We start from the raw sequence: 1,685 nt of genomic DNA on the forward strand, positions 1-1,685 counted from the left end.
ACCGAAACCAGAACTGACGGCAACTGCGCAAACAGCTATACATTAACACGCACCTGGACAGCTACTGACGACTGTGGTAATGAAACTTCATTTACACAAACAGTAACTGTTTCGGATAACACCGCACCTACTTTCAACGAAACATTGCCATTAGCAGAAATTACTGCTGAGTGTGATGACGTTGTTGAGGCTGTTGTGCTGACTGCTGCTGACAATTGTGACTCGGATATTCCGGTTGAATTTACCGAAACCAGAACTGACGGCAACTGCGCAAACAGCTATACATTAACACGCACCTGGACAGCTACTGACGACTGTGGTAATGAAACTTCATTTACGCAGACAGTGATCGTTTCTGACAACACTGCACCTACTTTCAACGAAACATTGCCAACAGCAGAAATTACTGCTGAGTGTGATGACGTTGCTGAGGCTGTTGTGCTGACTGCTGCTGACAATTGTGACTCGGATGTTCCGGTTGTTTTTGAAGAAAACAGAACTGACGGTAACTGTGCAAACAGCTATACCTTAACACGCGTTTGGACAGCTACTGACGACTGTGGTAATGAAACTTCATTTACGCAAACAGTAACTGTTTCGGATAACACTGCACCTACTTTCAACGAAACATTGCCATTAGCAGAAATTACGGCTGAGTGCGATGACGTTGCTGAGGCTGTTGTACTGACTGCTGCTGACAATTGTGACTCAGATGTTCCGGTTGAATTTACCGAAACAAGAACTGACGGCAACTGTGCAAACAGCTATACCTTAACACGCGTTTGGACAGCTACTGACGACTGTGGTAATGAAACTTCATTTACGCAAACAGTAACTGTTTCGGATAACACTGCACCTACTTTCAACGAAACATTGCCATTAGCAGAAATTACGGCTGAGTGCGATGACGTTGCTGAGGCTGTTGTACTGACTGCTGCTGACAATTGTGACTCAGATGTTCCGGTTGAATTTACCGAAACAAGAACTGACGGCAACTGCGCAAACAGCTATACCTTAACACGCGTTTGGACTGCTACCGACGACTGTGGTAATGAAACTTCATTTACACAAACAGTAACTGTTTCGGACAATACAGCTCCTACGTTCAACGAAACATTGCCATTAGCAGAAATTACTGCTGAGTGTGATGACGTTGCTGAAGCTGTTGTGCTGACTGCTGCTGACAATTGCGATGCAGACGTTCCGGTTGAATTTACTGAAACAAGAACTGACGGCAACTGCGCAAACAGCTATACTTTAACACGTACATGGACAGCGACTGACGACTGTGGTAATGAAACTTCATTTACACAAACAGTAACTGTTTCGGACAATACAGCTCCTACGTTCAACGAAACATTGCCATTAGCAGAAATTACTGCTGAGTGTGATGACGTTGCTGAAGCTGTTGTGCTGACTGCTGCTGACAATTGCGATGCAGACGTTCCGGTTGAATTTACTGAAACAAGAACTGACGGCAACTGCGCAAACAGCTATACTTTAACACGTACATGGACAGCGACTGACGACTGTGGTAATGAAACTTCATTTACACAAACAGTAACTGTTTCGGATAACACCGCACCTACTTTCAACGAAACATTGCCATTAGCAGAAATTACTGCTGAGTGTGATGACGTTGTTGAGGCTGTTGTGCTGACTGCTGCTGACAATTGTGACTCGGA

Annotated in this window: 1 protein-coding gene; it reads left to right on the forward strand. The window is 44.6% G+C overall.

Annotated elements, in window-relative coordinates; genetic code table 11:
• Positions 1-1,685: HYR-like domain-containing protein (locus BMW53_RS21055; RefSeq protein ID WP_441294356.1), on the forward strand; the 1,685-nt coding region annotated here is incomplete at both ends.

Origin of the sequence: Draconibacterium orientale (assembly GCF_900111425.1) — a bacterium.
GTDB classification, from domain to species: Bacteria; Bacteroidota; Bacteroidia; order Bacteroidales; family Prolixibacteraceae; genus Draconibacterium; species Draconibacterium orientale.